Annotated in this window: 20 protein-coding genes and 1 tRNA gene; 11 read left to right on the top strand and 10 right to left on the bottom strand. The window is 72.0% G+C overall.

What is annotated here, in order from left to right; all coding sequences use genetic code 11:
• Nucleotides 1-24 precede the first annotated feature (24 nt).
• Both H8B08_RS18930 and H8B08_RS12210 read left to right on the top strand, forming a co-directional pair.
• Nucleotides 25-318 carry a hypothetical protein gene (locus tag H8B08_RS18930; RefSeq protein ID WP_222934445.1) on the top strand — a complete coding sequence of 98 codons (294 nt, stop codon included), beginning with the start codon at nucleotides 25-27 and terminating at the stop codon, nucleotides 316-318.
• A 64-nt stretch (nucleotides 319-382) separates the two neighbouring features.
• Nucleotides 383-1,660 (top strand): amidohydrolase family protein, encoded by a 1,278-nt coding sequence (locus H8B08_RS12210; RefSeq protein WP_187450472.1) that lies wholly within the window; start codon nucleotides 383-385, stop codon nucleotides 1,658-1,660.
• 289 nt (nucleotides 1,661-1,949) lie between these two features.
• Here H8B08_RS12210 and yihA read toward each other — a convergent pair whose 3' ends face one another.
• From yihA to rpmH, 4 genes are read right to left on the bottom strand one after another with little or no spacing between them, the layout of a single operon-like run.
• The gene (gene yihA / locus H8B08_RS12205) at nucleotides 1,950-2,627 is read right to left on the bottom strand and encodes a ribosome biogenesis GTP-binding protein YihA/YsxC (RefSeq protein WP_187450471.1); all 678 of its coding nucleotides are present in this window, start codon (nucleotides 2,625-2,627) and stop codon (nucleotides 1,950-1,952) included.
• Nucleotides 2,624-4,435: a membrane protein insertase YidC gene (yidC, locus tag H8B08_RS12200; RefSeq protein ID WP_187450470.1), complete on the bottom strand. Its 1,812-nt coding sequence runs from the start codon at nucleotides 4,433-4,435 to the stop codon at nucleotides 2,624-2,626. The genes yihA and yidC overlap by 4 nt, the downstream gene beginning before the upstream one ends.
• A gap of 38 nt (nucleotides 4,436-4,473) precedes the next feature.
• Complete coding sequence (rnpA, locus tag H8B08_RS12195) at nucleotides 4,474-4,842, bottom strand: ribonuclease P protein component (RefSeq protein ID WP_187450469.1); 369 nt, start codon at nucleotides 4,840-4,842, stop codon at nucleotides 4,474-4,476.
• 34 nt (nucleotides 4,843-4,876) lie between these two features.
• Nucleotides 4,877-5,011, bottom strand: a complete 135-nt coding sequence (gene rpmH / locus H8B08_RS12190) for a 50S ribosomal protein L34 (RefSeq protein WP_163263467.1) — start codon at nucleotides 5,009-5,011, stop codon at nucleotides 4,877-4,879.
• A gap of 149 nt (nucleotides 5,012-5,160) precedes the next feature.
• Here rpmH and H8B08_RS12185 point away from each other — a divergent pair, with 149 nt between their 5' ends.
• From H8B08_RS12185 to H8B08_RS12175, 3 genes are read left to right on the top strand one after another with little or no spacing between them, the layout of a single operon-like run.
• On the top strand, nucleotides 5,161-5,883 hold the full coding sequence (locus tag H8B08_RS12185; protein ID WP_187450468.1) for a TVP38/TMEM64 family protein: 723 nt from the start codon (nucleotides 5,161-5,163) through the stop codon (nucleotides 5,881-5,883).
• Nucleotides 5,880-7,310, top strand: coding sequence for an NAD(P)/FAD-dependent oxidoreductase (locus H8B08_RS12180; protein ID WP_187450467.1), 1,431 nt, complete (start codon nucleotides 5,880-5,882; stop codon nucleotides 7,308-7,310). Before H8B08_RS12185 ends, H8B08_RS12180 begins: the two co-directional genes overlap by 4 nt.
• A gap of 52 nt (nucleotides 7,311-7,362) precedes the next feature.
• Entirely contained in the window at nucleotides 7,363-8,805 is a 1,443-nt protein-coding gene (locus H8B08_RS12175) for a HAMP domain-containing sensor histidine kinase (RefSeq protein WP_187450466.1), read from the top strand.
• 11 nt (nucleotides 8,806-8,816) lie between these two features.
• Here H8B08_RS12175 and ggt read toward each other — a convergent pair whose 3' ends face one another.
• Nucleotides 8,817-10,529: a gamma-glutamyltransferase gene (gene ggt / locus H8B08_RS12170; RefSeq protein ID WP_187450465.1), complete on the bottom strand. Its 1,713-nt coding sequence runs from the start codon at nucleotides 10,527-10,529 to the stop codon at nucleotides 8,817-8,819.
• A gap of 95 nt (nucleotides 10,530-10,624) precedes the next feature.
• Between ggt and H8B08_RS12165 the strand changes: the two genes are divergently transcribed.
• From H8B08_RS12165 to H8B08_RS12145, 5 genes are all read left to right on the top strand, one after another.
• Complete coding sequence (locus H8B08_RS12165; RefSeq protein ID WP_187450464.1) at nucleotides 10,625-11,674, top strand: P1 family peptidase; 1,050 nt, start codon at nucleotides 10,625-10,627, stop codon at nucleotides 11,672-11,674.
• A 68-nt stretch (nucleotides 11,675-11,742) separates the two neighbouring features.
• Nucleotides 11,743-12,966: a hypothetical protein gene (locus H8B08_RS12160; protein WP_187450463.1), complete on the top strand. Its 1,224-nt coding sequence runs from the start codon at nucleotides 11,743-11,745 to the stop codon at nucleotides 12,964-12,966.
• Between the two features lie 122 nt (nucleotides 12,967-13,088).
• Nucleotides 13,089-13,165: transfer RNA gene (locus H8B08_RS12155), tRNA-Arg, on the top strand.
• A 139-nt stretch (nucleotides 13,166-13,304) separates the two neighbouring features.
• Nucleotides 13,305-13,613, top strand: a complete 309-nt coding sequence (locus H8B08_RS12150) for an autorepressor SdpR family transcription factor (RefSeq protein ID WP_187450462.1) — start codon at nucleotides 13,305-13,307, stop codon at nucleotides 13,611-13,613.
• Nucleotides 13,610-13,984: an SdpI family protein gene (locus tag H8B08_RS12145; RefSeq protein WP_187450461.1), complete on the top strand. Its 375-nt coding sequence runs from the start codon at nucleotides 13,610-13,612 to the stop codon at nucleotides 13,982-13,984. Before H8B08_RS12150 ends, H8B08_RS12145 begins: the two co-directional genes overlap by 4 nt.
• On the opposite strand, the gene H8B08_RS12140 is transcribed toward H8B08_RS12145, so the two are convergent.
• Nucleotides 13,981-15,270 (bottom strand): glycerate kinase, encoded by a 1,290-nt coding sequence (locus H8B08_RS12140; RefSeq protein WP_187450460.1) that lies wholly within the window; start codon nucleotides 15,268-15,270, stop codon nucleotides 13,981-13,983. The two genes, H8B08_RS12145 and H8B08_RS12140, sit on opposite strands and share 4 nt — an antisense overlap.
• Before the next feature lie 138 nt (nucleotides 15,271-15,408).
• Between H8B08_RS12140 and H8B08_RS12135 the strand changes: the two genes are divergently transcribed.
• Nucleotides 15,409-17,676, top strand: coding sequence for an HWE histidine kinase domain-containing protein (locus H8B08_RS12135; protein ID WP_187450459.1), 2,268 nt, complete (start codon nucleotides 15,409-15,411; stop codon nucleotides 17,674-17,676).
• Between the two features lie 93 nt (nucleotides 17,677-17,769).
• Here H8B08_RS12135 and H8B08_RS12130 read toward each other — a convergent pair whose 3' ends face one another.
• The 4 genes from H8B08_RS12130 to H8B08_RS12115 form a co-directional block, all read right to left on the bottom strand.
• Nucleotides 17,770-18,666, bottom strand: coding sequence for a pirin family protein (locus tag H8B08_RS12130; RefSeq protein ID WP_187450458.1), 897 nt, complete (start codon nucleotides 18,664-18,666; stop codon nucleotides 17,770-17,772).
• A gap of 214 nt (nucleotides 18,667-18,880) precedes the next feature.
• The gene (locus H8B08_RS12125; protein ID WP_187450457.1) at nucleotides 18,881-19,189 is read right to left on the bottom strand and encodes a DUF1330 domain-containing protein; all 309 of its coding nucleotides are present in this window, start codon (nucleotides 19,187-19,189) and stop codon (nucleotides 18,881-18,883) included.
• 80 nt (nucleotides 19,190-19,269) lie between these two features.
• Nucleotides 19,270-20,451, bottom strand: a complete 1,182-nt coding sequence (locus H8B08_RS12120) for a cell wall hydrolase (RefSeq protein ID WP_255500801.1) — start codon at nucleotides 20,449-20,451, stop codon at nucleotides 19,270-19,272.
• A gap of 118 nt (nucleotides 20,452-20,569) precedes the next feature.
• Nucleotides 20,570-21,178 carry a hypothetical protein gene (locus tag H8B08_RS12115; RefSeq protein ID WP_187450456.1) on the bottom strand — a complete coding sequence of 203 codons (609 nt, stop codon included), beginning with the start codon at nucleotides 21,176-21,178 and terminating at the stop codon, nucleotides 20,570-20,572.
• Nucleotides 21,179-21,292 lie beyond the last annotated feature (114 nt).

The raw sequence follows: 21,292 nt of genomic DNA, 5'->3' as shown, positions 1-21,292 counted from the left end.
AAGTCCGGGCGCGCGCTTCACCTCATGCCGGTCGGTGAACATGACGAGAGCCGGATCGACGGCCGGGGCGGCGACTCCCGGGGCTTTTCCGAAACCGCGCCTGACGCCGACGCGTTCTCCTGCCGGAGGCGCGTCATGAAAGAGCATGAGATCGACGACCAGGGCCTCGGTCCCCGCCCGGAGGGGGATCCTGTCTCCGCCGAGAACGTCTGTCCTGAATGCGGAGGCTCCGGCACGCTCGGCTCCGGCGAGGTCTGCCCGATGTGCGGCGGCACCGGCCGGCTCAACGAAAAGCTGGGCGGAGGCGGGGCCGTCTAAGCGGCGCCGTTGATCGGCGCGCGGCCGCGTGAGAGCGTCCCCCTCGAAGATTGGGGGAGTTCACATGTCGCGTTCGCTTCTCGGGGCCGCCCTGGCCGCCCTGCTGGCCGCCGGTGCGGCCCACGCTGAAACCGTGGCGGTCACCGCCGACCGCATGATCGACGTCGAGTCGGGCAAGGTGGTCGAGCGCCCGGTCGTGCTCGTCACCGACGGGCGCATCACCGCCGTCGGCTCGCAGGACCTTGTGCGGCTGTCGTCCGATGTGAAGCGGGTCGACCTGCCGGGCATGACCCTGCTGCCGGGCCTGATCGACGCCCACGTCCACCTGGACAGCCTGGCCGAGGTCGGCGGCTACAACTACCTGCAGTACTCCGACGCCTTCTGGACGGTGGTGGCCACCAAGAACGCCAAGGACACGCTGAACGCCGGCTTCACCACCGTGCGCAACGTGGGCTCCAGCGCCTATTCCGACGTCGGCCTGCGCGAGGCGATCGACGCCGGCTACGTGCCCGGGCCGCGGATCGTGACGGCGACCTACGCCATCGGCGCGACCGGCGGCCACTGCGACTCGACCTTCTTCCCGCCCTCGATGGAGGAGGTCAGCCCGGCGGTGATCGACAGCCCCGACGAGGGCCGCAAGATGGTGCGCAAGCTGCACAAGTACGGCGCCCAGGTGATCAAGATCTGCGCCACCGGCGGGGTGTTCTCCCACGGCGACACGCCCGGCGCCCAGCAGCTGACGCTGGAGGAGATGAAGGCCATCGTCGACGAGGCGCACATGACCGACATGAAGGTCGCCGCCCACGCGCACGGCGCCTCGGGCATCCGCGAGGCCATCCTGGCCGGGGTCGACACCATCGAGCACGTCAGCCTGGTCGACGACGAGGGCATCCGCCTGGCCAAGGAGAAGGGCGCCTACTTCTCTATGGACATCTACAACACCGACTACACCCAGGCCGAAGGGCGCAAGAACGGGGTGCTGGAGGAGAACATCCGCAAGGACGCCGAGATCGGCGACATCCAGCGCGAGAACTTCCGCAAGGCGGCCAAGGCCGGGGTGAAGATGATTTTCGGCACCGACGCCGGCATCTATCCGCACGGCGACAACGCCAAGCAGTTCGCGGTGATGGTCCGCTACGGCATGACCCCGCTGCAGGCGATCCAGGCCGCCACCGTCACCGCCGCCAAGGCGCTGGACCGCGACAAGGACGTCGGGGCCATCGCGGTCGGCCGCTACGGCGACATCATCGCGGTGAAGGGCGATCCCCTGAAGGACGTCACCGTGCTCGAGCACGTGCCGGTGGTGATCAAGGGCGGCGTGGTGGTGAAGGACGCGCGGTGATGGGCCCCGAGCGCCCCCGGCTGCACGGCAAGGTCGGGCTCGCGCTCGGCCTCGCCGCGCTGGCGGCGATCGTGATCGGCGCCCTGCTGGCGTCGGGGGTGGTCTGACGACGACTGTCCTTCTCCCCTTGCGGGAGAAGGTGGCGCGCGGAGCGCGTCGGATGAGGGGTGTCGGCGCGAGGCCTGAAGGCCTGGCGCTCGACAGCTCTTCATTCTGAAATCGAGGTGCAGGCACCCCTCATCCGGCCGGCTCCGCCGGCCACCTTCTTCCGCAAGGGGAGAAGGGAGGGTTAGATGCCGCCCAAGTCGATCTCGCAGGCCTGGGCGATCTCGGCGCGCAGCTCCGGCAGGCCGAAGCCCTTTTCACTGGAGGTCGCCTGCACCCGCGGGAAGGCCGCGGGGCGCTTGCGGATGGCCTCCAGGGTCTCGGCCGTGACCTTCTCGACCTCGGCCGGCTTCAGCTTGTCGGCCTTGGTCAGCACGATCTGGTAGCTGACCGCCGCCAGGTCGAGCGCGTCCATGGCTTCCTTGTCCGGCGCCTTCAGGCCGTGGCGGGAATCGATCAGCAGATAGACCCGCTTCAGGTTCGGCCGGCCGCGCAGGTAGGACCGCCCCAGGTTCTGGAACTTCTTGGCCGTCTCGCGCGACACCTTGGCGAAGCCGTAGCCCGGCAGGTCGACCAGCCGCAGCCGCTCGTCCAGCACGAAAAAGTTCACCTCGCGCGTGCGGCCCGGCTCGTTGGAGGCGCGCGCGAGGTGCTTCTGGTTCACCAGACCGTTGATCAGGCTGGACTTGCCGACGTTGGAGCGGCCGGCGAAGGCCACCTCCGGCAGGTCCGGGGCCGGCAACTGGTCGATCTTGGCCGCGCCCATCAGGAAAACGGCGGGCCGCGCGAACAGGATTCGCGCGGCCTCGATCGTCTCGGCTTCGGACGTCCCGGATTCGTACGTCCCGGAGTCGTGCGTCATTGGGCGGGCTTCGGCTGGCCGCGCAGCTTGGCGATCAGGTCGTCGATCGGGTTCTCCGTCCCGAACCGGCGCATGATCACGTACTGCTGGCCGATCGACAGCACGTTGTTCCAGATCCAGTACACCAGCAGCCCGGCCATGAACCCGGCCATGATGAAGGTGAACACGATCGGGAAGAACTGCATCATCTGCTTCTGCACCGGATCGGTCGCCGGCGGGTTCATGCTCTGCTGCAGCCACATGGTCAGGCCGTAGAGAATGGCCAGCACGCCGATGTGCAGGTTGCCGTGCAGCAGGCCGCCGATCATCGGCGCCGTCGACGGGTCCCACGGGATCAGGCCGAACAGGTTCCAGATGGTCGTCGGATCGGGCGCCGACAGGTCGTGGATCCACCCGAAGAACGGCGCGTGCCGCATTTCGATGGTGACCGACAGCACCTTGTAGAGGGCGAAGAAGACCGGGATCTGGATGAAGATGGGCAGGCAGCCGGCCAGCGGGTTGATCTTCTCCCGCTGATAGAGCGCCATGGTCTCCTGCTGCTGCTTCTGCGGATCGGAGCCGTACTTCTTCTTCAGCTCCTCCATCTTCGGCTGCAGCTTCTTCATCTTCGACATGGACTCGAAGGCCTTGTTGGCCAGCGGGAACATGATCGCCTTCACCGTGACGGTGAGGATGAGGATGGCGACGCCGAAGTTGCCGGCCAGGCCGTAGAACTTCTCCAGCAGCCAGAAGATCGGGCGGGTCAGGAACCAGAACATGCCCCAGTCGATCGCGTCGTCGAAGCGGGGAATGTCGAGCTTCTTCTGGTAGCCGCTCAGGATCTCTTCGCGCTTGGCGCCGGCGAACAGGTGGCTGGTCGAGCTGACCTGGCCGCCGGCCGGCACGACCACCGGCTGGCCGACGAAGTTGGCTTCGTACACGTCCACGGCGCCGCGCGGGGTGACGCGGAAGGCGCCGTTCATCTTGTGGGCCTGGTCGGGGATGACCGCGGCCAGCCAGTACTTGTCGGTGATGCCGACCCAGCCGCCGTTCGAGTCGGCGGTCTCCTGGATCAGCCCCTTCTTGCGCCAGTCCTTGTAGCGGGCCTTCTTGAACAGCTTCTGGCCGAACACGCCCACGGCGCCTTCGTGCGAGATCATGGTCTGGCGGCCGGTGACCGGGGGGACGCCCTGGCGCTGCACCGAACCGTAGGGGGCGAGCGTCAGCGGGCGGCCGCTCTCGTTCGCCACCGTGTCGGTGACGGTGAACATGTAGTTGTCGTCGACCGAGATGGTGCGCGTGAAGCGCAGGCCCGTCAGGTTGGCGTAGGTCAGGGTGATGGGCTTGCCCGGGGCCAGCACGTCGCCGGCGGCCAGCTGCCACTGGGTCGCACCGCCCGGCAGGTCGGACACGGCCGACGCGGCGTTGCCCGGGGTCCAGCCGAAATCGGCGAAGTAGGCGTGCTCCGCGCCCTCGGGGCGGAAGAGCTCGACCGGGGGCGAGTTCTTGGCCAGGGTCTCGCGGTACTGGGTCAGGAACAGGTCGTCGATGCGACCGCCCTCCAGCGACACCGAACCGGCCAGGTGCGGCGTCTGGATCTTCACCCGCGGACTGGAAGCCAGAGCCTGGCTACGCTCGGCGAACTGCGTGACCGCCGGGCGCCCCGTCGGGCCGGCCGCGGGCGCGGTCTGCACGGCGGCCGCCGCCGCCTTCGCCGCGGCCTGGCGCCGCTCGGCCTGCGGCTGCAGGACGAAGTGCTGGTAGAGAAGCAGGATCGCCAGGGTGCACACGATGAAGATGATCGTGTTGCGGGCGTTTTCTTTCTGCATCGCGGGCTTCTTTTCGCGGGAAACTTAAGGGCGCACGCTCAGGCGCCGGGGGCGCGCTCGCCGCCGGCCGCGAGCCTTATCAGCGCGGTTTTCACGTCGTCAAGCAAACGGACCCAGGCCCGCGACGTCGCGCCGCCGCGGGCGATGAGCACATAGTCGAAACCGGGCGTGCCGAACTGCGGCACCAGCAGGCGCGCGGCCTCGCGCATGCGCCGTTTGGCGCGGTTCCGCTCGACCGCCCCGCCGATCTTGCGCGTGGCGGTGAAGCCGACCCGGATGCGGGTGTCGCCGTCGGCGCGGTCCAGCGCCTGCAGCACGATGGCGCCGCGGGGCATGGAAACGCCTTTGGCGGCCGCGAGAAACTCGGGCCGCCGTTTTAGGCGATCGATTTTGGGCTGATCGGCCATTCTTTCGCCCGCCGGGACGAGCGGAAGAAACCGCTTAGGCGGTCAGGCGCTTACGGCCCTTGGCACGACGGCGCGCGACGATCTTCTGGCCGTTCTTGGTGGCCATGCGCGCGCGGTAGCCGTGACGGCGCTTGCGCACGAGTCGGCTCGGCTGATAGGTCCGCTTCACGAAACTGGCTCCACATCAAGAAGGCCCGCCGGTGGACGGGCCGTCGTCGAAACGAGGCGCGGTGTCTAACGGAGCGCTTTTCGAGAGTCAATCGCCCGGCGTGCGATCCGCTGGGGGACGCCCCTGCGACATGCTAGACTGCTGATCAGATGAAGACGCTCCTCCGGCGCGGCGCGCCGCTGCTCCTGATCGCGGCCCTCGTCGCCGTGGTCTATTTCAGCGGGCTTTACCGCTACGTCTCGCTCGACGTGCTGCGCGAGCGTCACCAGCAGCTTCGCGACTTCGTGGACGCGCACTTCTGGACGGCGCTGGCCCTATACGTGGCGGCCTACGCGATCGCCACCACCGCGGCCATCCCGGGCGCGCTGTTCCTGACCCTGACCGGCGGCTTCCTGTTCGGCACCTGGGTCGGCGGATCGGTCACGGCCGTGGCGGCGACCGCCGGCGCGATCTTTGTCTACTACGCCGTGCGTTCGGTGCTGGGCGGCTGGCTGCGCGAGCGGGCCGAGCACTCCGGCGGGACCATGGCGCGCCTGCGCGCCGGGTTCGACCGCAACGCCTTCTCCTACATCCTGACCCTGCGGCTGATCCCGGTCGTGCCGTTCGTGTTGATCAACATCGCCTCGGGCCTGGCCGCCGTGCCGATCCGCGCCTACGCCGCGGCCACCGTGATCGGCATCCTGCCGGCCACCTTCATCTACAGCGCGGTGGGCGCCAGCCTCGGCGAGGTCTTCGACCGCGGCGAGACGCCGAACCTGAAGCTGATCTTCGAGCCGTTCGTGCTCTTCCCGCTGCTGGGCCTGGCCTTCCTGTCGCTGGTCCTGCCGCCGATCGTCCGCGCCATAGCCGGGCGCAAGGCCCCGGTCCTATGACCCGCCGGCGCGTACGCGCCGACCTGGCGGTGATCGGGGCCGGCTCGGGCGGCCTGTCGGTCGCCGCCGGCGCCGCGCAGCTGGGGCTCAAGGTCGTCCTGTTCGAAAAGGGCGAGATGGGCGGCGACTGCCTGAACTGGGGCTGCGTCCCTTCCAAGGCCCTGATCGCCGCCGCCGACGCCGCCGCGTCCGCGCGCTCGGCCGAGCGGCTCGGCGTGCGCGCTCAGCCCGAGATCGACTTCCCCGCCGTCATGGCCCACGTGCGCCGGGCCATCGAGACGATCGCGCCGCACGACAGCCAGGGCCGCTTCGAGGGGCTCGGCGTCACCGTCGTGCGCGAGGCCGCCCGCTTCACCGGACCACGGGCCGTCGAGAGCGACAGCGTGGCGGTGACCGCCCGCAAGGTCGTGATCGCCACCGGCTCGCACCCCCGCCTGCCGGCCGTACCGGGCCTGGAGAGCGTCGCCTATCTGACCAACGAGACGATCTTTTCGCTGCACGAGCTGCCCGCACGCCTGCTGGTGCTGGGCGCCGGTCCGATCGGGCTGGAACTGGGCCAGGCGTTCCGCCGGCTGGGCTCGGAGGTGGTGGTGATCGAGCATGGCTCGCCGCTGCCGCGCGAGGACCGCGACCTGGTCGAGCCCCTGCTCGAGCAGCTGCGGCTCGACGGCGTCGAGCGTCTGTCCGGCGCGCGCGTCTTGGAGGTCGAGCACGCGCCGGCCGGCGTGGGCCTGACGGTCGAGGTCGGCGGCGAACGCCGGCGGCTGGAGGGCGCCCACCTCCTGGTGGCGGTCGGGCGCAAGCCGGCCCTCGACGGCCTGGACCTGGAAGCCGCCGGCGTCGCCTACGACGCGCACGGCGTCCACACCGACAGCATGCTGCGCTCGGTCTCCAATCGCGCGGTGTTCGCGGTCGGCGACGCGGCGGGCCGCCAGCTCTTCACCCATGTCGCCGGCGCCCACGCGGGCCTGGTGGTGCGCAAGGCGCTGTTCGCCCAGCGCGTGGACGTCGAGCGGCTGGTCGTGCCGCGGGTCACCTACACCGATCCGGAGGTGGCGGTCGTCGGCCTGACCGAGACGCAGGCGCGCGCCGCCCACGGCGACGCGGTCCGGGTCCTGACCGTCCCGTTCAGCGGCAACGACCGCGCGGTGGCGGAGGGCGACGTGCGCGGCTTCGGCAAGCTGGTGCTGGACCCGCGCGGCAAGGTCCTGGGCGCGGCCCTGGTCGGCCGTTCGGCCGGCGAGCTGATCCACCCGTGGGCGCTGGCGCTGGACGCGAAGCTGCCGCTGCGCGCCTTCACCTCCTTCATCGCGCCCTATCCGACGCGCGGCGAGATCCACAAGCGCCTGGCCGGGGCCTTCTACACGCCGATCCTGTTCTCCGGGCGCACGCGGGCGCTGGTTTCGTTGCTCAAACGGTTCGGCTGAAGTAGTCCGTGGTCTGCGGGCCGCATGTCGCGGTTCGCGCACGGTGACGCTGATGAAGCGCCTTTGGCCGCCGCTCAAGATCCGCTGGCCGAGCGGGCTGCACGCGCGCCTGCTGTTGCTGGCCAGCGCGTTCGCCCTCGTCACGGCGGCGATGATCCTGCTGCCGTCGCTCGCGGCCTACCACGAGCGCTGGTTGCTGGACCGTGTGCGCTCGGCCGAAATCGCCTCCCTCGCGGTCGAGGCGGCCCCCAACAACGAAGTCGCCGCCGACCTGCGCGGCCAGTTGCTGCAGGGCGCGGGCGTCACGGCCGTGGCCGTGCAGGTCGAAGGCGCGCGCCGCCTGCTGTCGGACGTGCCGCGCTTCAACCGGCCGCCGGTGCTGGTCGACCTGCGCCGCGGGCGCGACGCCTGGTGGCTGGTCGATCCGTGGCTGACCCTGTTCGGCGACCGCGACCGGATGATCCGGGTCGTCGCCAAGCCGCAGTTCCGCAGCGGCGAGTTCGTGGAGGTGGTGGCGCCCGCACGGCCGCTGCAGCAGGCGCTCGGGGTCTATCTGCTTCGCTCGCTGCTGGTCTCGGCGGCGCTGTCCCTGCTGGCCGGCGGCGCGGTGTTCACCGCCCTGACGGTCTTCATCGTGCGGCCCATGAAGCGCATCACCGGATCGATCGAACGCTTCCGGGCCGATCCCGAGGACCCGTCCGCCGCCCCTGAAGTCTCAGGCCGCCACGACGAGATCGGCATCCTCGAGGAAGAACTGGTCCGCATGCAGGAGGAGGTGCGCCAGGCGCTCCGCGCCCGCGCGCGTCTGGCGGCGCTCGGCGAGGCGGTGGCCAAGATCAACCACGACCTGCGCAACATGCTGACCAGCGCCCAGATGGCCTCGGACCGCCTGGCCGCCTCCGGAGACCCGGCCGTGGCCAAGGCCCTGCCGCGGCTGGAGCGGGCGCTGGACCGCGCCCTGGGCCTGGCCCAGAACGTGCTGAACTACGGCAAGAGCGAGGAGCCGGCCTCCGCGCCCCGCGCCCTGGCCCTGGCGCCGGCGGTGGAGGCCGCGGCCGAGGACGCCGGGCTCGCCCCGCAAGGCGTGCGGCTGGAGGTCGAGGCGCCGTCCGACTTCCGTCTGGAGGCCGACCCCGAACAGCTGCACCGCATCCTGCTCAATCTGATGCGCAACGCCCGCCAGGCGATCGAAGCCCTGCCCGAGCGGGAAGGCCGCGGCCAGGTGACCGTCGCCGCCGAGGTCCGCAGCGGCGACACCGTGGTGCGCATCGCCGACGACGGTCCCGGCCTGCCGGAGAAGGCCCGCGAGCACCTGTTCCAGCCGTTCGCCGGCTCGGCCACCGCCGGCGGCGCGGGCCTGGGCCTGGCCATCTCGCGCGAACTGGCCCGCAGCCACGGGGGCGACCTGGTGCTGGTGAGGACCGGCCCCGATGGCTCGGTGTTCGAGATCCGCCTGCCCGGCGCCCTGCGGGCGAACGCGCGCGGGGCGGCCTAGCTCTTCGGCTCTTACTGCGCCGTCAGCACCACGCCCTCGCGCCGCTTGTCCGCCCCGCCTTCCAGCCGGTCGCCGCGACGGATCACGCCGTGCAGGCCCGAGCCTTCGCCGCGGCCGGTCTGGACGGTCACGCCGCGCTCGGTCAGGCCCGCCCGCACCTCGGGGCTGAGCTTGTCCGCCTCGCCGTAGGTGGTGTCACCACGCGAGATCACGTTCGGCAGGTCGATGGCCTGCTGCATGCTCAGGTTCCAGTCCAGCACGCCCAGCAGGGTCTTCAGGTTGTAGGCCAGGATGTTCGAGCCGCCCGGCGAGCCCAGGGCGGCGACGAAGCGGCCCTGGCGGTCCAGCACGATCACCGGCGACATCGACGAGCGCGGCCGCTTGCCCGGCGCCACCGCGTTGGCGGCCGGCACGCCGTCCTTCTCCGTCGGCGAGAAGGAGAAGTCGGTGAGCTGGTTGTTCAGGAAGAAGCCCGCGGCCATGCGCCCCGATCCGAACAGGCTCTCCACCGAGGTGGTCATGCTGACCACGTTGCCTTCGCGGTCGACCACGACGAAGTGCGAGGTGCCGGCGGGCTCCCGGGTGCGGTCGGGGGCGCGCACGCCCGCGCCGGGCGGCGTGCCGGGCGAAGGCGCCGGGCCGGCCCGCTCGCCGATCAGGGCGGCGCGGCTGTCGACGTAGGCGGCGTCCAGCAGGCCGCCGGTCGGCACCTCGACGAAGGCCGGGTCGCCGACATAGCGGTCGCGGTCGGCGTACATCAGCCGCTGCGCCTGGGTGAACAGGAACCAGCCCTGCGGGTCGCCCGCGCCGTGCCGGGCGACGTCGGTGCGCTCCAGGATCTCCAGCGCCTGCAGCAGCGACACGCCGCTGGACGGCGGCGCGGCCGAGCAGACCAGGTAGACGCGGTAGTGCGTGCACACCGGCGCGCCCTTGCCGGGGCGATAGCCCTTCAGGTCGGCGACGCTCAGCGTGCCGGGGCGGGGGCCTTCGTGCACCTTGGCCTCGATGGCCGAGGCGATGCGTCCCTCATAGAAGGCGCGCGGGTCGGCGGCGATCTCGCGCAGGGTGGCGGCGTAGGCCGGGTTTTTCAGGGTGTCGCCGGTCTCCACCAGCGTGCCGTCGGCCTCGGTGAAATAGGCTCGCACGTCCGGCCGGGCGTTCTGCGGGGCCTGGCCGTTGACGAAGTTCGACAGCCGCGGGCTGACGGTGAAGCCTTCGTCGGCCAGCCGCTCGGCGCTGCCGAACAGGTCCTTCCAGGCCAGTCGGCCGTGCTCGCCGTGGGCGGCCGACAGCATGGCCACCACGCCGGGCGCGCCGGTGGAGCGGCCGCTGATCACCGCCTGGTCGAAGGGCAGGGGCTTGCCGGCCTCGTCCAGGAACATGGTCGGCGAGGCGCCGGCCGGAGCGGTCTCGCGGCCGTCATAGGCGGTGATCTCGCCCGATTTGGCGTCGTAGACCAGCATGAAGGCCCCGCCGCCGAGCCCGGAGCTCTGCGGCTCGACCAGGCCCAGCACGGACTGGATAGCGACCGCGGCGTCGACGGCCGAGCCGCCGCGCTTCAGGACGTCCATCCCGGCCTCCGCCGCCAGCGGGTTGGCCGCGGCCACCAGCATCTGCGGCGCGGCGCCGGCCGCGGGCGCGGCCGGCTTCTCGGCCGGGAACGGATTGATCTGCGCGCAGGCCGAGACGGCCAGGGCGGCGGCGAGTACGGCGACGAGACGCATACGACCTCCAGCTTCACCGACGCAGATAACGCGCGAACGCTTCCTCGCAAACCGTCGATGGACCCCGGACGTCGCTTCGCCGACCATGGTTCCTCATGAGCACCCCCGATTCGCCCCGCCGCGCCGGCCCCGGCCCGCGCAACCTGATCACCGACGTCGCTGGTCTTTCGGTCGGCTCCGCGCACGACGAGCTGGCCCGCACCGGCGTCACCGTCGTGCTCGCCGACGCCCTGACCGTGGCGGCGATCGACGTCTCCGGCGGCGGGCCGGGCACCCGCGAGGGCGACGCCCTGGCCCCGGAGAACCTGGTCGGGCGGGTGGACGCGGTGGTGCTGTCGGGCGGCTCGGTCTACGGCCTGGCCGCGGCCGACGGCGTGTGCGCGGGGCTGGGCGCGAGCGGGCGCGGCTACCGGGTGCGCGATATCGACGGGGTGCCGCCCTCGCCGATCGTGCCGGCGGCCATCCTCTACGACCTGAACAACGGCGGCGCGAAGGCCTGGGTCGACGCTCCGCCCTACGCCGCGCTGGGTCGCGCCGCCCTGGCGAACGCCGGGTCGGAGTTCGCGCTGGGCACGGCCGGGGCCGGCTACGGCGCGGTCGCCGGCGCGCTGAAGGGCGGGCTGGGCTCCGTGTCGGCGGTGACGGCCGACGGGATCACCGTGGGCGCGCTCGCCGCGGTCAACTCGTTCGGCTCGGTGGTCGGGCCGGACGGCTGCTCGTTCTGGGCCGCGCCCTACGAGATCGGCCGCGAGTTCGGCGGCACCGACCCGGGCGAGCTTTACGCCGAGCCGGACGCCTGGCCCTACGCCAAGCTCGACCCCGGCCCGCGCGAGAACACCACGGTCGCCTGCGTCGCCACCGACGCGGTCCTGACCGCCGCCGAGGCCAAGCGGGTGGCGGTGATGGCCCGCGCCGGCCTGGCCCGCGCCATCCGCCCGGTGTTCGCGCCCTTCGACGGCGACGTGGTGTTCGCGCTGGCCACCGGCCAGGTGGAGATCGCCGAGCCGCGCGCCTTGGCCGTGGCCCGCATCGGGGCGCTGGCCGCCGACTGCCTGGCCCGCGCCGTCGCCCGCGGCGTCTACGCCGCCCGCGCCTGGCCGGGCTGTCCGGTCGAGGACTGGGCGACCTCGGTGGCGGCCCGATAGGCAGGCCGATAGCCGGGCAAGCGTGGCTGTGTTAGGAACCTCGTTGTCTCATATAACGAGGTTCTCCGATGATGGAGTGGCGCAAGGCGACCGTGCTGGCGGCTGCGTTCATGGGCGTGGGCGCGGCCCCGGCCCAGCCCCAGCAGCAGGTGACCGGCCCGGTTTCGACCTACTGGATGAGCGCCGAGACCGCGAACGGCATGTTCGCCGGCGGGGGCGGCCGCCCGGACATGAGCGCGATGATGAGCATGGCGGCCGGGGGCGGCAGCCCCGACCAGGTCGTGCATACGCTTGATCTGCGGCTCGGCTCCTCGACGACTCCGACGGGCGCCCCCAGCGCCGAGCACCTGCCGCCGGCCGTCCTCAAGGCCGGCCAGAGCCTGCCGCTGGTCACCCCCGTGCGCGGGCCGGCGCCGGCGACCACCGGGCCGATGAGCTTCGAGGGCATGGAGAAGCCGCGCGGCAAGATGCTGATCTACTGGGGCTGCGGCGATCGCGCGCGGCCGGGCCAGCCGGTGGTGATCGATTTCGCCAAGCTGGGCCCGAACAGCCCCATGACGAACCTGCAGACCATCGCGGTCTCGCCGATGAAGGGCCCCTCGGCCGACCGCAACGCGACCTACGGCGAGTGGCCCAACCCGAGGACCCGCACGCGCGTGCCGGGCGACGGCTCGCTGATCGGCGAGCACCTGATCCGCGGCAACTACACCTCCGACATCCGCTTCGCCCTGGCCCAGGGGCAGGACTTCCTGGCGCCGCTGACCCTGACCTCGAACGATCCGACCGAGGCGGGTTCGGTGCGGCTGGCTTGGAAGCCCGTCGCCGGGTCCCAGGCCTACCTGGCCAACGTGGTCGGGGGCGACGGCGAGACCATGGTCATGTGGAGCTCCAGCGAGGTGCAGGGCCTGGCCATGGGGTGGCGCGACTACATGGCCCAGGACGACCTGCATCGCCTGGTGGCCCAGAAGGCGCTGATGAACCCGCAGACCACCGAGTGCCGCGTGCCGGCCGAGGTGGTGCAGGCCGCGCCCAGCGCCATGCTCAGCATGATCGCCTTCGGCGGCGAGGCGAACTTCAGCTATCCGCCGCGTCCGGCCGACCCGAAGGTCCCCTGGAACATCGAGTGGGCGGTGAAGGTCCGCTACAAATCCACCACCGGCGGCCTGCTCGGCATGGACATGGCCGCGATGGCGGACGGGGACGGCGAAACGCCGCAGGCCCCGCCGCAGAAGCCGTCGAAAGGGGACAAGACCCGGGCTGTCCTGCGCGGCCTGGGCTCGATCATCCCTTAATCAACAGCAGATTTTCCGCGCGCGCAGGTTCGTCGAGAAAACCGTCGCGGGACGGCTTGCGCGCCGGAAAGTTTCCGACTAGGTATCGCGCCCTCGCCGCCGGCCACCCGGCGGAAAGACAGGCGCCCGTAGCTCAGCTGGATAGAGCACCAGACTACGAATCTGGGGGTCAGAGGTTCGAATCCTTTCGGGCGCGCCATTTCCCTTCAAGGGATCGCGAAGAGGCCGGGTCGCAGGACCCGGCCTTTCTCGTTTCCGGCGTCGACCATCGTCAGCGGCTCTTCCGGGCGCGCAAACGCCCGCTTGACTCATTTAGACAATTAGCTAATCGTCTCATCATGAGCCATGTGTTCAAAGCCCTTTCCGATCCGACCCGCCGCCGCGTGCTGCTGCTCCTGCGCAAGGGGCCGATGAGCGCCGGCGAGCTCGCCGATCAGTTCGACGTCTCCAAGCCGACCATGTCGGCGCACTTCGCGGTGCTGAAGGAGGCCGACCTGGTGCACGCCGAAAAGGCCGGCAAGTCGGTCATCTACCACCTGAAGCTCTCGGTGCTTGAAGAGGCGCTGCTGGGCTTCGCCCATTCGTTCGGCTTCGGCGCCGAGGCCTCCGAGCCGAAGTCCGAGCCCAACAAGGAGACCGGACGATGAACAAGGACCTGAAGGGCGCGCTCGCCTGGGGCGGCGGGATCCTCGTCGTGGCGCTCGCCGCCAGCTACGCGCGCCACCATGGCTACGTCGACAACGACACGGTCACGCGGCTGGTCGTCGGCCTGAACGGGCTGATGATCGCCTGGTTCGGCAATCGCATTCCCAAGACCGTGGTCCCCAGCGCCTGCGCCCGCCAGGCCCAGCGGGTCGCCGGCTGGTCCATGGTGCTGAGCGGGCTCGCCTACGCGGGGCTGTGGGCCTTCGCGCCGATGCAGGTGGCGATCACGGCCGGATGTGGCGCGGTCATCGCGGGGATCGTCGTGACCATCGGCTATTGCCTGTGGCTGCGGGCCAGGGCGAAGACCGCCTAAGCAGGCGTGCGTTCGATCAGGATCGCGCGGAAGTCGTTGACGTTGGTCCGGGTGGGCCCGGTGAAGACCAGCCCGCCGACGGCCTCGAAGAAGCTGTGGGCGTCGTTGGCGGCGAGCCGGTCCTTGGCCGACACGCCCAGCGCCGCCGCGCGAGCGAGCACGTCCGGGCCGATCATGGCGCCGGCGTTGTCTTCCGACCCGTCGATCCCGTCGGTGTCGCAGGCCAGGGCTTCGACGCCTGGCGTGCCGTCCAGCTCGACGGCCAGCGCGAGCAGGAATTCGGCGTTGCGGCCGCCCCGGCCCGGGCCGCGCACGGTGACCGTCGTCTCTCCGCCCGAAAGCACGACGCAAGGCGCCTGGACCGGGCCCTTGCCGGCGAGGATGTCGCGCACGACCCCGGCGTGCGCGCGGGCGACCTCCCGGGCCTCGCCCTCGAGGTAGGGCCCCAGCACCAGGACCGCGTAGCCGAGCGCCTCGGCCGCCCGCTTCGCGGCTTCGATCGCCAGGGCCGGCGAGGCGATGATCCGGAAGTCGGGCGTCCGTTGCGGGTCCGGTTTCGGCGTCTCCGAGGCCGGGTCGGCCAGCCACGCCGTGACCGAGGCCGGGGCGTGCGGCACGTAGCGCGCCAGAATAGCCGCCGCGTCCTGGCGGGTGGTCGGATCCGGCGTGGTCGGCCCCGACGCCAGCACCGACGGATCGTCGCCGGGCACGTCGGAAACAGCCAAAGTCACCACGCGGGCCGGCGCGGCCAGTTCCGCCAGGCGCCCGCCCTTGATGGCGGACAGGTGCTTGCGCACGCAGTTGATCTCGGCGATCGGCGCGCCGCTCTTCAGCAGCGCCCGCGTCACCGCCTGCTTGTCGGCCAGCGGCACGCCCGGCGCGGGACGGGTCAGCAGGGCCGATCCGCCCCCGGAGAGCAGGCACAGCACCAGGTCGTCCTCGCCGAGGCCTGACACGCGTTCGACCAGCCGGTCGGTGGCCGCCAGGCCGGCCTCGTCCGGCACCGGATGGGCGGCCTCGACCACCTCGATCCGGCGGCAGTCGGCGCCGTGGCCATGGCGCGTGATAACCAGCCCGGACAGAGGGCCGGGCCAGGCGGCTTCCAGCGCCTGGGCCATGGCGGCCGCGGCCTTGCCGGCCCCGACCACGACCGTCCGTCCGCGCGGGGGCTCGGGCAGCCGCGCGGCCAAGCAGGCCCGCGGCAGCGCGGCCTCGACGGCCGCCCGGTAGAGGCGGCCGAGGACGTGCCGCGCCTGTGCGGCGCCCTCTACGCCCAGTAAGTCCATGCCTCGACCTATGGCCGGCCTCCGTTCTCCCGACGCTTTTATTCGATCGGGCTCCCGCCCGTCCTGCTTTTCGGTCCGGACGCGAACGCCCGCGCGGCTCGGCGGTTGAACCGGCAGGACCGGTCGCAGCGGGCGCCCATGGCGATTCCACGACAGAGGCTCGTCGGCGTCGTCGCCTTTCTGGCGGCCTACACCCTGCTGTCCTACGCCGGCCTGCAGTGGACCACCTCGACCACGCCGGTGTCCCAGGTCTGGCCGGCGTCCGGCGTGGCGATCGCGGGCCTGCTGATCGGCGGCCTGCGGCTCTGGCCGGTGGTGTTCGTGGGCGCGCTCGCCGCCGGCGGGCTGGACCGGGCGCCCTATCCCGTGGCGCTGAGCGTGCTGATGGCGGCCGGCAACACCGCCGCCTCCGCCGCCAGCGTCTGGGGGTTGCAGCGGCTGGGCATGGACCGGTGCCTGCGCCGCCCGCGCGACATGCTGAACCTGACCTTCGTCGGCGGCCTGGGCAGCGGCGCGATCTCGGCCCTGATCGCGGTCCTCGGCCTGATGGCCCTGACCGGCATGAGCCGCGGCGCCGCCGAGGTGGTCTTCGCCCGCTGGACGTTGGGCGACATGCTGGGCGTCGTGGTGGTCGCGCCGGCGATCCTGACCTGGGCCCGGCCCGAGCCGCTGAGCCGCGAGCGCCAGTGGTGGCTGATCTTCGCCGGCCTGCTGGCGGCGACGGCGGTCATGGGCTGGGCCGCCTACGTCGCCCCTGACCATCCCGGCGGCATCTATCCCATGCACCTGGTGCCGGTACTGATCCTCACCGCCTTCCTGCTGGACGCGCGCGCCACCACCACCGTCACCCTGTTCGCCGCCGCCCTGGCCCTGTTCGGGGCCCTGACCGGCTCACGAACGCGGGCCGGCCTGCAGTGGCTGGGCGACGAGCAGTTCGTCACCATCATGGCCTTCACCCTCGCCGTGGTGGCGATCATGACCGAGAACCTGCGCCGGGCGCGCTCGGCCATGGAGGACCAGCGCCTCTATCGCCTCACCGCCGAGAACGAGGAGCGCCTGCGCATGTCGCAGGAGATCGGCCGGGTCGGCAGCTGGGACTGGGACGCGCGCACCGGCCACGCCGTCTGCAGCGCGACCTTCTGCGAGATCTTCGGCTGGCCGCGGGAGAAGCCCTACGTGACCTTCGGGGAGTGGGCCGGACGCGTGCACCCCGATGACCGCGACCAGGCCATAGCCGACGTGCGTGGCTGCATGGAGGGGCTCGGCTCATGCGACCGCGGCTATCGCATCGAACTGCCGTCCGGCGCGGTCCGCCACATCGAAAGTCGGGCCCGGGTGATGGAGCGCGACGACGGACGCGCGCTGCGCCTGCTGGGCGTCGTCCAGGACGTCACCGAACGCAAGGAGGCGGAGGAGCACCAGCGCCTCCTGATGCGCGAGGTCGATCACCGGGCCAAGAACGCGCTCGCCGTCGTGCAGGCGGTGGTGCGCCTGACCAAGGCCGAGACCCGCGAGGCCTTCGCCGCCGCCGTCGAGGGCCGCATCCAGGCCATCGCCCGGGCCCACGACCTGCTGGCCGCCTCGCGCTGGACCGGCGCGAGCCTGGGCAAACTGGCCGAGGAGGAGGTCGAGGCCTACCAGGGCGTGCTGGAGGGCGGCCGGCGGCGGATCCGGCTGGACGGGCCGGAATTCATGCTGCGCCCCGACGCGGCCCAGCCGATCGCCCTGGTGCTGCACGAACTGGTCACCAACGCCGCCAAGCACGGGGCCCTGTCCGTCCCCGGCGGCTCGGTGGACCTGAGCTGGAGCGTCGACCGCGAGGCGGGCCGGCTCAAGCTGGTCTGGAGCGAGAGCGGCGGCCCGCAGGTGCCGGAGGCGCGCGGCAAGGGCTTCGGCTCGGTGCTGGTCCAGGCCTCGGTCGAACGCCAGCTGAACGGCGTGCTGCGCCACGCCTGGCGGGCGGAGGGACTGCAGGTCGAGCTGGAGATCCCGCTGACCCGAACCCCCCGGCGCGGCGGGGCGGCGCCGGGCGACGCGGGCGCGCAGCCCCTGCTGCTGGTCGAGGACGAGGCCCTGGTCGGCCTGGACATGAAGGAGCGGCTGGAAGGCCTGGGCTGGCGCGTGGTCGGCCCGATCGCCGACGTCGAAGAGGCGCTGCGCGCGATCGACGTCGCCCGGCCCGCCGCCGCCGTTCTGGACGCCAATCTGGGCGGGCTCTCGAGCACCCCGATCGCCGAGCGGCTCGACGCGTTGGACGTGCCCTTCGTGTTCGCCACCGGCTACGGCGACTACGCCAACGGGGCCGGCGACTTCGACGCGCCGGTCCTGGTCAAGCCGATCACCACCGAGGAGCTGGCCCAGGTGCTGCTGGGTCTGGGCGTCGTTCCGCCCGAGCGGGCGAACTAGCGATCGTCCGGCATTTCAGCCGAGGCGGACGCAGAGAGCATTTTCAGCCGAAGTGGACGCCGGTTCGGCGCGGAAAATGCGCAAACAAATGGATCAGGACATCGGCTCCGGCGTCGGCTTCGGCGGGTCTTCGGGCAGGGGGATGAACTCCTGATTGTCCAGCGTGGGCAGCGGGATCCGCCCGGCCTTCCAGTCGGCCTTGGCCTGCTCGATCCGCTCGCGGCTGGACGAGACGAAGTTCCACCAGATGTGCCGCGGCCCCAGCGGCTCGCCGCCCAGCAGCAGCACGCTCGAGGCCTCCAGCGCCCGGAGCGCCGGGCCCGCCTGCGGGCCGAACACCACCATCTGGCCGACGCCGTATTCCTGGCCCTCCACCTCGATCCGCCCGCGCGCGACGAACGCCGCCCGCTCCGGATGGCCCTCCGGCAGGCCCAGGCTCGCCCCGGCGGCCAGGTCGGCGTGCACGTAGAACATCGGCGAGCGGGTCTTCACCGCATTCTTCACGCCATAGGCCTCGCCGGCGATCAGCCGCGCCTCCACGCCCGGCTCGCCGAAGCGGGGCAGGGCGTCCGCGCCGTAGTGATCGAAGGCCGGCGCCATCTCCTCGTCGGCTTCCGGCAGGGCCACCCAGGCCTGGATGCCGTCCATGAAGCCGCCGTGGGCGCGCATGCCCTCGAACCGCTCGGAGTGGCTGATGCCGCGCCCGGCCGTCATCCAGTTGACCTCGCCCGGCCGGATCACCTGCTCCACGCCCAGGCTGTCGCGGTGGGTCAGCTCGCCGTCCAGCAGGTAGGTGACCGTGGCCAGGCCGATGTGCGGGTGCGGGCGCACGTCGGTGGTGCGCGGAATGTTCGGCGGCAGGGTCACCGGACCCATGTGGTCGAAGAAGGTGAAGGGCCCGACCATCCGCCGCTGGGCGAAGGGCAGCACCCGCCCCACCTCGAACCCGCCCAGGTCCTTGCGCCGCGCGGGGATCACCAGTTCGATCATGTCTGCGTTCCGTGGAGGCCTGCCAGAAAGAACACGCGAAGCGCGCCCTCGGCGCCCGCCCGTCACTTTTCCCTCTCCCAGAGGGAGAGGGCGGGGGTGATGAGCGCCGGCCTGCGAGAGCAGGCCGGTTGCGATCGACAACGATTTGTCGATCGCCGCGACGAACGCCCGCGCTCGCGGCGCGGGCTGGGGCGAAGCGTGGGAGGGTGAGGGGTTACGCGCCCGGCCGCGCGTCGCTCAGCCCGGCCAGCAGCAGGGCGACCGTGTCGGCCCCGGCGCGGCGGTCCTCGGAGATCGCCTGGTATTCGTCGGAGTCGCGGAAGCGCAGGGCGGCCGCCTCGTCGGCGAACTTCAGCAGCACCACCTTGTCGTGGGGCCAGTCGCCCTCCAGCACCTGCGGGCGCGCGTCGGCGACCAGCACCTCCCCGCCGTACCGCGCGAACACGGCCGGGAAGGCGGCCAGGTAGCGCCCGTAGGCGGCCCGGTCCTTGAACTTCAGCTGGGCCAGCAGATAGGCGGGCATCGCGCTCTACTCCGTCCGTCCCGACGAACGTCGGGTCCCAGGTTCGTCCACCACGCCGAGCGGGCTGGAGGCGGAACGGCCTACCAGTCCGAGCGCACCGGCAGGCGCGACCAGCCGGTCTCGCGCGCGCGGCGCGGCTTTTCCGGCTTGGCGGGCGCCGCCGCCGCCGGGGCCGCGACGGCCGGCGCGGCGTCCGCGACGGGCGCCTCCGGCGCGGCCTCGCTCTGGGCCGGCTCGGGGGCGTCGGAAATCAGCGCCGGCGTGTCCAGCGACGCCACCTCCAGCACGGCCGGCTCCAGGGTGACGGCGGCGCCCGCGCCCGGATCGAAGGCGGTCTGGTACAGCGCCGGCTCGCCGCCGGCCCACAGGCCGGTGAAGGCGCCCGGCCGGCCCTCGCCGCCGTTCCAGCGATAGAAGATGTGCGCGCCGATCTGCGCCACCTTGGTCAGGGTCGGCGCCCAGTACGGCGCGACATAGTCGGCGTGATAGTGCGTCGCCGAGCCCACCTTGGTCATGACGAAACCGTCCAGCGCCGCCGCCGCCACCTGCCGCGCGCGCCGCCAGATCGCCGGTTGGGGCGTGCGGTTCAGCGAGCCGTCGCAGGTGAAGGTGAACTGGCAGCCGGTGGTCCGCGCCGCGCCCTGGAACACCACCCCGCACACCGTCTTCGGATAGGCCGGATGGCGCATGCGGTTCAGCACCACCTGGGCGACCGCCTGCTGGCCCTCGAGGCTCTCGTAGCCGGCCTCGTAGTAGACGGCCGCCGTCAGGCAATCGAGCGCGCGGTTGGCGTCCAGCAGGTCGGCGGCCTTCAGGAAGAACGGCCGCGCCGCCGGGTTGGCCTCGGCGGAAACGGGGATGCCGGCGTTCCACAGCCGCGCCAGGTCGGGCGTCAGCTCGCGCCAGCCCAGCGGCGGCGGGGCCGCGGTCGGATCCGGCCCCAGCCCAGATCCTGGAATTGGCGCGCCGCCGGCCAGCACCACCTCCGGCGCCGGCGCGATCCGCCGCGCCAGGGTGCGCATGGCCGGGTCCATGGCTGCGGCCAGGGCGTCCAGCCCGCGCTCCGAAAGATCGCCGCCCGACAGCGCCACCACGCGCCGCACCGACGGCGGCGCGGCCTCACGCGCCTGGACGTGCGCGAACCAGCCGACGCACAGCACCAGCGCCATGCCGAAGGCGGCGACGACGTGGGGCCACGCCTCGTGCGTCTCCCCGGCGCGCGGCGCCCAGGGTTTTGCGGTTTCCAGCACTCGAGCGAGCATCGCGGGGCCGTACGGTTAAGGTTTTGTTCATACCTCAGGTTCGGCGAACGGCGAAGCTTGAATCAGGGTTAACGGGCGAGCGGCGTATCTGTTCCCTCTCCCCTTGCGGGAGAGGGTTCTAGTGCTTGCGGTCGGCCGCCGCCCGCGCCCTCGCCGCCCGCTCCAGGCTCCGCACCTCCGCCGCGAAGGCCAGCCGTCCGGCCGGGCTGCCGACCTCCGCCGCCGTCGCCTTCAGGGCTTTTCGCATCGGATAGCGCGACCACAGCGCGTCCAGCTCGGCCAGCGCCGCCTTCCGCAGCTCCGGCGTCAGGCTCTCCCAGTGCTCCAGCGCGAACCGCAGCCGCCAGGTCCCGACGTCCGGGGCCAGCGGTCCGACCCGGTAGCTCTGCGCCAGCGCCTGCGCCGCCGCCGGCGACCAGCCGCCCGCCTTCTGCCGCTCGGCGTAAGCGACCTGCAGCCAGGCCTCCGTGCGCGCCGGGCTGAGCTTCAGCGCCGCCCGCGCCTCGCGTTCGGCCGCGTCCAGGCGCTGCGGCGTCGGCGGCTCGGCCAGGGCGCGTCCGGCCCGCGCCAGATGCGTGTCGGCCAGCGGCAGGACGGCGATCGCCGGCTCCCGCTCGGGCGCCGCGGCCAGCTGCAGGAAGCCGGCGAGGGCGACGATCGCCGTCACGCCCGCGAACAGGGCGGCGCCGATCGCGGCCGGCGGCCAGGAAGTACGAAGCGTGCTCACCTGGGCTGTATAGCAGGGGCGGTCAGGGAAGGGAGGGTGCGCGCCGGGCCTCGCCTCTTGTCGTCACCCTCGGGCTTGTCCCGAGGGCCCAGGGTTCAGCCCGCACGATCAGCG

The sequence above is a fragment of the Caulobacter sp. 17J80-11 genome (assembly GCF_014349105.1).
In the GTDB taxonomy this organism is placed as follows: Bacteria; Pseudomonadota; Alphaproteobacteria; order Caulobacterales; family Caulobacteraceae; genus 17J80-11.
This window is presented reverse-complemented; position numbering and strand designations above follow the sequence as displayed.

Bases quoted from the DNA above. Each gene is read 5' to 3' on its own strand.
- H8B08_RS12180 (WP_187450467.1), top strand. From the start codon at position 5,880: ATGACCCGCCGGCGCGTACGCGCCGACCTGGCGGTGATCGGGGCCGGC.
- H8B08_RS12150 (WP_187450462.1), top strand. From the start codon at position 13,305: ATGAGCCATGTGTTCAAAGCCCTTTCCGATCCGACCCGCCGCCGCGTG.
- H8B08_RS12175 (WP_187450466.1), top strand. From the start codon at position 7,363: ATGAAGCGCCTTTGGCCGCCGCTCAAGATCCGCTGGCCGAGCGGGCTG.
- H8B08_RS12130 (WP_187450458.1), bottom strand. From the start codon at position 18,666: ATGATCGAACTGGTGATCCCCGCGCGGCGCAAGGACCTGGGCGGGTTC.
- H8B08_RS12140 (WP_187450460.1), bottom strand. From the start codon at position 15,270: ATGGACTTACTGGGCGTAGAGGGCGCCGCACAGGCGCGGCACGTCCTC.
- H8B08_RS18930 (WP_222934445.1), top strand. From the start codon at position 25: ATGCCGGTCGGTGAACATGACGAGAGCCGGATCGACGGCCGGGGCGGC.
- yihA (WP_187450471.1), bottom strand. From the start codon at position 2,627: ATGACGCACGACTCCGGGACGTACGAATCCGGGACGTCCGAAGCCGAG.
- H8B08_RS12185 (WP_187450468.1), top strand. From the start codon at position 5,161: ATGAAGACGCTCCTCCGGCGCGGCGCGCCGCTGCTCCTGATCGCGGCC.
- ggt (WP_187450465.1), bottom strand. From the start codon at position 10,529: ATGCGTCTCGTCGCCGTACTCGCCGCCGCCCTGGCCGTCTCGGCCTGC.
- yidC (WP_187450470.1), bottom strand. From the start codon at position 4,435: ATGCAGAAAGAAAACGCCCGCAACACGATCATCTTCATCGTGTGCACC.
- rnpA (WP_187450469.1), bottom strand. From the start codon at position 4,842: ATGGCCGATCAGCCCAAAATCGATCGCCTAAAACGGCGGCCCGAGTTT.
- H8B08_RS12125 (WP_187450457.1), bottom strand. From the start codon at position 19,189: ATGCCCGCCTATCTGCTGGCCCAGCTGAAGTTCAAGGACCGGGCCGCC.
- H8B08_RS12165 (WP_187450464.1), top strand. From the start codon at position 10,625: ATGAGCACCCCCGATTCGCCCCGCCGCGCCGGCCCCGGCCCGCGCAAC.
- H8B08_RS12145 (WP_187450461.1), top strand. From the start codon at position 13,610: ATGAACAAGGACCTGAAGGGCGCGCTCGCCTGGGGCGGCGGGATCCTC.
- H8B08_RS12135 (WP_187450459.1), top strand. From the start codon at position 15,409: ATGGCGATTCCACGACAGAGGCTCGTCGGCGTCGTCGCCTTTCTGGCG.
- H8B08_RS12160 (WP_187450463.1), top strand. From the start codon at position 11,743: ATGATGGAGTGGCGCAAGGCGACCGTGCTGGCGGCTGCGTTCATGGGC.
- H8B08_RS12210 (WP_187450472.1), top strand. From the start codon at position 383: ATGTCGCGTTCGCTTCTCGGGGCCGCCCTGGCCGCCCTGCTGGCCGCC.
- H8B08_RS12120 (WP_255500801.1), bottom strand. From the start codon at position 20,451: ATGCTCGCTCGAGTGCTGGAAACCGCAAAACCCTGGGCGCCGCGCGCC.